General features: G+C 32.8%; 7 protein-coding genes and 1 riboswitch. Of the genes, 3 read left to right on the forward strand and 4 right to left on the reverse strand.

Translation table 11 applies throughout. From position 1 onward, the window contains the following. Positions 1-278, forward strand: a 278-nt coding sequence (locus CD129_RS13145) for a hypothetical protein (protein WP_170167656.1), incomplete at its 5' end; no start/stop codon positions are given. A 574-nt stretch (positions 279-852) separates the two neighbouring features. On the opposite strand, the gene guaA is transcribed toward CD129_RS13145, so the two are convergent. The 4 genes from guaA to xpt are packed head-to-tail and all read right to left on the reverse strand — an operon-like array spanning position 853 to position 5766. Further along, positions 853-2397: a glutamine-hydrolyzing GMP synthase gene (gene guaA, locus CD129_RS01320; protein ID WP_078357137.1), complete on the reverse strand. Its 1545-nt coding sequence runs from the start codon at positions 2395-2397 to the stop codon at positions 853-855. Between the two features lie 19 nt (positions 2398-2416). Further along, complete coding sequence (gene guaB / locus CD129_RS01325; protein ID WP_078357138.1) at positions 2417-3886, reverse strand: IMP dehydrogenase; 1470 nt, start codon at positions 3884-3886, stop codon at positions 2417-2419. Between the two features lie 34 nt (positions 3887-3920). After that, on the reverse strand, positions 3921-5189 hold the full coding sequence (locus CD129_RS01330) for a nucleobase:cation symporter-2 family protein (RefSeq protein WP_078357139.1): 1269 nt from the start codon (positions 5187-5189) through the stop codon (positions 3921-3923). A gap of 1 nt (position 5190) precedes the next feature. Further along, a complete protein-coding gene (xpt, locus tag CD129_RS01335; protein ID WP_115337904.1) occupies positions 5191-5766 on the reverse strand; it encodes a xanthine phosphoribosyltransferase in 576 nt (191 codons plus the stop codon). A 108-nt stretch (positions 5767-5874) separates the two neighbouring features. Beyond that, a riboswitch (purine riboswitch) is annotated at positions 5875-5977 on the reverse strand. 253 nt (positions 5978-6230) lie between these two features. Here xpt and CD129_RS01340 point away from each other — a divergent pair. Both CD129_RS01340 and CD129_RS01345 read left to right on the forward strand, forming a co-directional pair. After that, on the forward strand, positions 6231-7814 hold the full coding sequence (locus CD129_RS01340; protein WP_115337905.1) for a DUF2382 domain-containing protein: 1584 nt from the start codon (positions 6231-6233) through the stop codon (positions 7812-7814). 121 nt (positions 7815-7935) lie between these two features. Then, complete coding sequence (locus CD129_RS01345) at positions 7936-8592, forward strand: GNAT family N-acetyltransferase (protein ID WP_078357142.1); 657 nt, start codon at positions 7936-7938, stop codon at positions 8590-8592. The last annotated feature ends 283 nt before the right edge of the window (positions 8593-8875 follow it).

Here is an 8875-nt window from a genome sequence, read left to right on the forward strand (position 1 = left end):
ATATACATATTTCTAAAAAGAATCACGATTATAAAGCTAATATATATATATTTAGTAATAATAAAAATATTTATTCTAATGAAGGTATTACAATTAAGAAGGATATTGATAAAACACTCAAATTAAATAACAAAGTATTAGGAAAAATTTATGATAATGAATCATACTTAGTATACACTACAGGTATAGGAGAAGATGTTATACTTGATTATATTGATATTATAAACAATAAGAAAGTTGCACCTGATAGCTTTCAAAACGCAGTAAAAATAAATTAATTTATTGGAGCCTTCTTATGTATAGAAAAACAAATTTATTCATCGTATTTCTCATTATATTATTATCTATAATAACGACGTTCTTGGATCAAAAGACATCTTTTTTTAATAATTTAACGTCTTTGCTATTTTTACAATTTGTTTTCTCTATTTTAGTAAATATATTTTTACTAAAATACATCTTTGACATTGAAATTATTAGGCGATTATTAGATAAAATAAATATTCTTTTCCAGTACTTTATTTATATAATACTTTTATTTCTGGCTATGTTTTTGATTATTTCTTTTGATGTCACAGATGTTAATTTATTAGGATTAATATTTAGCTTATTATTTATGTTTGTATTTAGCTTTTTAACACAATTATTAATTTCCGAAACAATATCTAAATTATATATTAGAAACAATACTTCTGTTTACTTTAGCGCACTGGCAATGTTTATATTATTTATACTTCTAATCATTCCAAATTACATTCAATGATTTCATTGTTATCATAAACATTTGCATAATAAGAACACAAAAACAACCCTCTAACTATAGCAGCTAGAGGGTTGTCTTAATTTTATATATTATTCCCACTCGATTGTACTTGGGGGCTTAGATGTAATGTCATAGACTACTCTATTTACGTGATCTACTTCATTTACGATACGGCTTGATACTTTTTGTAAGACTTCCCAATCGATTCTTGCAAAGTCACTTGTCATGCCGTCTATTGATGTTACTGCGCGTACGCCGACTGTGTAGTCATATGTACGATAGTCTCCCATAACACCTACTGAACGGATGTCAGGTAATACTGTGAAGTATTGCCATATATCTCTTTCTAGACCTTCTTCACGTACAACTTCTCTAAGAATTGCATCAGATTCTCTCACGATTTCTAATTTATCTTCTGTGATTTCACCTAACACACGGATACCTAGTCCTGGACCTGGGAATGGTTGACGCCATACAAGGTGTTCTGGTATTCCTAATTCTATTCCTAGTGCACGTACTTCGTCTTTAAATAATGTATTAATTGGTTCGATTAATTGGAACTGCATATCTTCTGGTAATCCACCTACGTTATGGTGTGATTTAATTGTTTGTGCAGTTTTTGTTCCTGATTCGATTATATCTGTATATAACGTTCCTTGAGCTAGGAAGTCTACACCTTCTAACTTAGATGCTTCGTCATCAAATACATATACGAATTCATTACCGATGATTTTACGTTTCTTCTCTGGATCTGATACACCTGTTAATTTATTCATAAAGCGCTCTTTAGCATCTACTCTGATGATATTCATATTAAATCCTTCACCAAAGTTTTCCATTACCATGTCGCCTTCTCCTTTTCTAAGAAGTCCATGGTCTACGAAAATACATGTTAATTGATCACCAATTGCTTTATGAAGCAATACTGCTACGACTGATGAATCAACTCCACCACTCATCGCACACAATACTTTACGATCTCCAACTTGTTTTCTAATTTTTTCTACTTCAATATCAACAAAGTTTTCCATCGACCAGTTACCTGTACATTCACATACACGACGAATAAAGTTTCTTAATAAGTCGTTACCAAATTCAGTATGACGTACTTCTGGATGGAACTGTACACCGTATAATTTTCTTGATTTATCTTCAATTGCTGCATTTTGACAACTTGGGCTATCTGCAATGATTTCAAAGTTCTCAGGTATATCAATAACCTTATCACTGTGACTCATCCAAACTGTTTGACTGTTAGGTAAACTAAAGAATAAATCATCATCTGATTTAACGTTTAACGTTGCTTTACCGTATTCACGTTCATTCGCTCTTTCTACAGATCCACCTAATAATTTTGTCATTAACTGCATACCATAACAAATACCTAATACTGGGATGCCAAGCTCAAAAATTTCAGGATTAACTGTAAATGATCCTTCTTCATAAACTGAATTAGGTCCACCTGAAAGGATAATACCTTTAGGATTCATTTTTTTAATTTCTTCGATTGAGATTTCATGGTCGTGTAATTCACTATAGACGCCCATCTCTCTTATACGACGCGTAATCAATTGATTATATTGACTACCAAAGTCCAATACAAGAATTAACTCTTGTTCAAAAGCCATTTCCATAATTGTTGTTCTCCTTTAATTAAAATGAGTAGTTTGGTGCTTCTTTAGTAATTTGAACATCATGCGGATGTGATTCTTTAAGTCCTGCGCCAGTCATTCTAATAAACTGAGCATCTTCTCTTAATGCTTCTAAATTAGCTGAACCTGTATAGCCCATACCACTCTTAATACCGCCAGTTAATTGATAGATTGTATCTTGTAGAGGTCCTTTAAAGTCGATTCTACCTTCAATACCTTCTGGAACGAATTTCTTAGCTGTAGTGTCTTCTTGGAAGTAACGGTCTTTTGAACCTTGTTCCATTGCACCAAGTGAGCCCATACCACGATATACTTTGTATTGACGTCCTTGGAAGATTTCAGTTTGTCCAGGGCTTTCTTCTGTACCAGCAAGTAAACTACCTAACATTACAGCGTTACCACCAGCTGCTAATGCTTTAGCGATGTCTCCTGAGAACTTGATACCACCATCAGCAATAATTGCTTTACCATGTTTACGAGCTTCAGTTGCACAATCGTAAATAGCAGTAATTTGAGGTACACCAACACCAGCAACAACACGCGTTGTACAAATTGAACCTGGTCCAATACCAACTTTAACTACATCTGCTCCTGCTTCAAATAATGCTCTTGTACCTTCTTGCGTTGCAACATTACCTGCGATGATTGTTACTTCTGGATATGATTGACTAATTTCTTTAACTACATTTAATACACCTTTAGAATGACCATGAGCAGTATCTATAACAAGTGCATCTGCACCCGCTTCTACTAATTTTTGAGCACGGATTGGTGTATCTTTTGCAATACCTAATGCAGCGGCAACAAGAAGACGTCCTTCTTTATCTTTTGCAGCATAAGGGAATTCAATTACTTTTTCAATATCTTTAATCGTAATTAAGCCTTTAAGTTTACCTTCGTTAGATACTAATGGAAGTTTTTCAATTTTATATTTTTGTAAAATTTCTTCAGCTTCATCTAAAGTTGTTCCAACTGGAGATGTCACTAAATCTTCTTTAGTCATAACATCTGAAATTTTGATGGAGAAGTTCTCGATAAATCTTAAATCACGGTTCGTAATAATACCTACAAGTTCCATATCTTCTTCGTTATTAACAATAGGTACACCAGAAATACGATATTTACTCATTAATGCTTCTGCTGCATATACTTGTTCGTCAGGTGTTAAGAAGAATGGGTTTGTAATAACACCATTTTCAGAACGTTTAACTTTTTGCACTTCGTCTGCTTGATGTTCTATAGACATGTTTTTATGAATAACACCTAAGCCACCTTGTCTAGCCATAGCAATCGCCATTTTAGCTTCAGTAACTGTATCCATTCCAGCTGAGATAATAGGAATATTCAACTGAATATTCTTAGATAATGAAACGCTTAAGTCTACATCACTCGGTAATACTTCTGATTTTGCTGGTACTAATAATACGTCATCGAACGTTAAACCTTCTTTTTGAAATTTGTTTTCCCACATGAATAGAACCTCCACTTATTTATTTTCATATTTATTATTTCACATTTTCAATGTTTTGTTGATTGTTTAATCCATTAAAACACAAATTCAATATAATAGCTGAGAAAGTACCAAGTACTATACCGTTTTGAGTTAACCATGCATATTGTTCTCCAAATGTTTCAAGCGCTTGTGGTACAGCAGTAATTCCAGCACCTATTCCTACAGATACAGCAATTACGAGTAAATTGTTTTGTTTGTTAAAGTCTATGCCTCCAAGCATCTTAACGCCGTAAGCCATAACCATTCCAAACATCGCAATCATTGCGCCACCTAATACAGGGAAAGGAATCATACTTGCTAAAGCACCAAGCTTTGGTATCGATCCACATACAATTAAAAGTGCAACCATCATATACATGATCTGATTCTTTTTAGCTCCCGATAATGATACGAGTCCGACATTTTGAGAGTATGCTGTATATGGAAATGCATTAAATATTGCTCCAATCATTATAGCAATTCCTTCAGCTCTATAACCTTTTGATAAACCTTTCCTAGTGATTGGTTGCTTCGTAATTTCACTCAGTGCGTGATACACACCTGTTGATTCAATAAGACTCACAATTGCTACAATTACAAAAACAATCGTAGTGCCAAATTCGAATTCAAAGCCACTAAATCTAAATGGTCTTGGTAACTCTAACCAATTTGATGTTCTTAAACTTGATGTATCTAATAATCCATAAAATGAAGCAACTATCGTACCAATCAGTAAACCTAATAGTATGGCAATAGATTTTATAAACCCTTTTGATAATCGTTGTATAATTAAAATAATGACTAGTGTGAAGACACCTAGGAATATATTTTTAGCATCTCCATAATTTTTCTCACCTTCTCCTCCAGCTAAATAGTTCATAGCTACTGGCATTAAAGTGATACCGATTATTGTCACTACACTACCTGTAACAACTGGTGGAAATAATTTTACTAAATATGAGAAAAATGGAGAAATTAAGACAACAATAATACCCGATAAGAATATTGAACCATACAAGACACCAATACCATGTGTATTACCAACTAGAATCATTGGTGCAACAGCAGTAAATGTGCATCCCAAGACTACCGGTAGTCCAATACCTATTCCTTTATAAACTTGTAAAAATGTTGCCACACCACACATAAAGATATCAATAGAAACTAAATATGCAACTTCTTCTGGTGTGAACTTAAGAGCAGAACCTACAATAATAGGTACCATTATGGCCCCGGCATACATAGCGAGTAAATGTTGAATACTTAATATAAAATTTTTCATTTTATTCGCCTACCAACTTGACTTCATTTCCTAATAAAGAAGCAACTTGGCAAAGTGATAACACTTCTAATCCTTCAGATTCTAATTTTTCTCTACCTGGTTGGAAACTTTTTTCAATAACAATTCCTATTCCTGATGTTGTAGCATGAGCAGCTTTCACTAAACGATGTAAACCTAATGATGCTTCACCGTTCGCTAAAAAGTCATCGATAATTAATACGTGATCATCTTCATTTAAAAATTGTTTCGAAATAACCACTGTACTTGTTGTATTTTTTGTAAATGAGTGGATATCTGTGTGATAAAACTCAGACGTCATTGTAGATGTTTTTGCTTTTTTAGCAAATAAACACGGAACATCTAAATGTAAAGAAGCCATAATTGCTGGTGCGATACCAGAAGCCTCAATAGTAAGTACTTTCGTAATTTTCTTATCTTTAAAGTGTTCAGTAATGACTTGACCAACTTCGTACATTAACTTTGCATCAATTTGGTGATTTAAAAATGAATCAACTTTAAGAATCTTCTCGTCGATTACCACACCGTCTTCTTTAACTCTATCTTGTAGTGTCCTCACACTACTCGCCTCCTCATTTAGATTAAAAAAAACACACCTTAATCCTAAAAAATAGGTAAGATGAGTAAAAAATAATATAAAACCACACCATTTTAGATAGTCTGATTCCAATGTTATTCATTTACTCATAGTCGTGTCATTTAAGGCAACACGGTAGAAACTTCTAAAGCCATATCCTTCAGATTATATGAGTTTTTAGTAATAAATTATTCATTGATAATAACAAAGTATCAGTATTTTTACAATAGGCAAAACCTTATAATCACGCGATTTAAACAGTATTTAAATAAACTGAATTGTTTAAATAATTAGAAAGTTGGTTTATTTTTGTTTGATTCCTTTCTACAAGGGTATTTGTGAATTATATTGTATTTATATAAACAATATTTATTAAGTTTTAAGCGCAAGAGAATAATCACTATTTATCAGATTTTTACACATTACAAATTTATGGAGGTTTTAGTATGGGTAAAATAGAAAAGTTTAATAACGAAAGTGATTTATTGCAACGTATTGATGAATTAAAGCAAGAAGGCGCAGGAGAAAGTGATTTACAAGTTATCTCTGAGGATAAGTTAGAAGATAACTCTTTAGATTACACAGATGTTAAAGTTAAAAGCTCAAGAGGATCATTTAGTGATAAGATTACGGCATTATTCTCTGGTGAAAGTTCTGAGGAAAGAGTTTTATCAAGTGTACATGTTCCAGAAGAGAAATTAAATGAGTACAAAGCAGATTTAAATAACGGCAAGATCTTGTTATATATTGATAATGATAATTTAGATGATAGTAAAAACTATGATTCAGAACACCCTAAAGGTTCTCAATCAGGAAATGAACATTATGACAATACAAAACCATTTTCAAATGAAGGGAATGAAGAAAGTGGCGTTTCTAAAGGAACAGCTGCTGGTGCAGGCGTAGGAGCTGGTGCTGCTGGTGCTGCTGGTGCTGCTGCAGCTAGTTCATCTAAGAATGATAACGATACTTCTCATGATCAAAATGAATTTGGCAATGCTGATAAAGAAAATGAATTCAACCGTAGTGACGACGTTTCTAATAATGATGTTTCTCGTAATTCAAATGAAGACAATGATTCAAATGGCGTTTCTAAAGGAACAGTTGCCGGTGCAGGATTAGGAGCAGGTGCTGCTGGTGCCGCTGCAGCTAGTTCATCTAAGAACGATAATGACACTTCTCAAAATCAAAACGAATTTGGCAACGCTGAAAGAGAAAATGAATTTAACCGAAGCGATGACGTTTCTAATAATGATTTAACTCATAACACAACAGAAAAAACGGATTCACCTTCATTTGATAATGAAGCAGAAACAGATAGATCTACTGACACTAATCGCTATGGCAATAGTATTGATAAAGAAGAAGTTGCACATGATGATGTAGACAATTCTAATTTTGCTGATAATAATGATGACACTTCCACTTCAGCAAACTTAGCAGGTGCATCAGGACTTGGCGCTGCTGGTTATGCGAACAAACAGTCTGATGAACAAGAAACACAAGTAAACGATGAAGATAATCGTAAAGTATACTCTAGTGATAACGAAAGAGATTTAGAAGCATTAAATAATAGAGAAAAAACAAATACCACATATCGCGAAACGGATAATGTTAAAGACCAACAAGATCTTTCAAGAAATGATGATTCATCATTCTCAAGAGTTCACGATGATGATGTGGAAGCAGAACGTTCAACATTAAATTATGATAAGCCAAATGAAAGTGTTGAGCCACCTGCATCAAACGTAGATACAACACGTGAATCTAATTTCTCAACTAGTCAAAATGAAAGAGATACTAACATTAATGCATCTAATCAATCATTTAATGATGGTACTCGAAATGACAAAGATGAAGAATCTGTTCAATTACATGAAGAACGCGTAAATGTTGATAAAGAGAATGTTGTATCTGAAGAAATAGTTATCAAAAAAAATAAAGTTCAAGATACAGAGCATGTATCTGAAAAAGTAAGACGTGAAGAAGCAGATATAAACAATCCAACAGACGATAAACTTAATACTTAAGAGGCTGAGACAATTAATTGTCTCAGCCTCTTATTTTTTATTATCATCACAGTTGAATTCTACCTCTATTAATATCTTATGTTATAATATTAGAAAATATTGATTTGAGGGGTTCATAACTATGAATTTTGAAGTTGTAACATCTATCGATGATCCATTATTTAAAAAGTCTTTAGAAATGTACGAAGAAATTTTCAAAGCTGAAGTAAGAGAAGATCGTCACGTCTTTATTCACTCATTAACATCTGAACATATTAAAAAGCATTATATATTTTTAGTTGGTTTAATTGATGATACAGTTGTTAGTTTATCTACAGGACACTATGAACCTACTACCAACTCAGCTTTTATCATTTATTTAATGACACACCCTGAATACCGTAATCAACGTGTCGGTGCACAAACTTTAGAAAAAACTGAAGAAGCACTACATAAACATGCTCAGAACGTTCATGGAAGAGACGCTAACATGATTATGTTAGAATCATTTGGAGCAGATTCATACGATGATCAAAGTAAAAAAGATCTTGCCATTTTAAGAAATAATTTCTTTAATAGACATGGTTATGAAATTCAACAAGATATACCCTATATACAACCAAATCCACAAAAATCATTACCACCAACACCGATAGACTTATACATTAAACAATACTTACCACTTCAAAAAGATGTAATCTCACCAAGTATTCGTTCATGTTATATTAATAAATATATTCATGGAAATGAAAATGATAGAGAATTTGTATATGAACTATTGGATTCAATGGAATTATAATAATTAAACAAGAATCCTAGGACATAAATTAGAATTTTTGAAAGAATGAAATAAGTTGTAGATTAAGTCGGCAGTTAATCGAAGAGTTTAGCTAAGTTGTAGATTAAGTCGACAGTTAATCGAAGAGTTCGGCTAAGTTGTAGATTAAGTCGGCAGTTAATCTAAGAGATTAGCCAAGTTGTAGATTAATTAGGGAGTTAATCGAAGAGTTCGGTCAAGTTGTAGATTAAGTCGACAGTTAATCGAAGAGTTTAGCCAAGTTGTAGATTAAGTCAGGAGTTAA

The sequence above is a fragment of the Mammaliicoccus fleurettii genome (assembly GCF_003970575.1).
GTDB lineage: Bacteria > Bacillota > Bacilli > Staphylococcales > Staphylococcaceae > Mammaliicoccus > Mammaliicoccus fleurettii.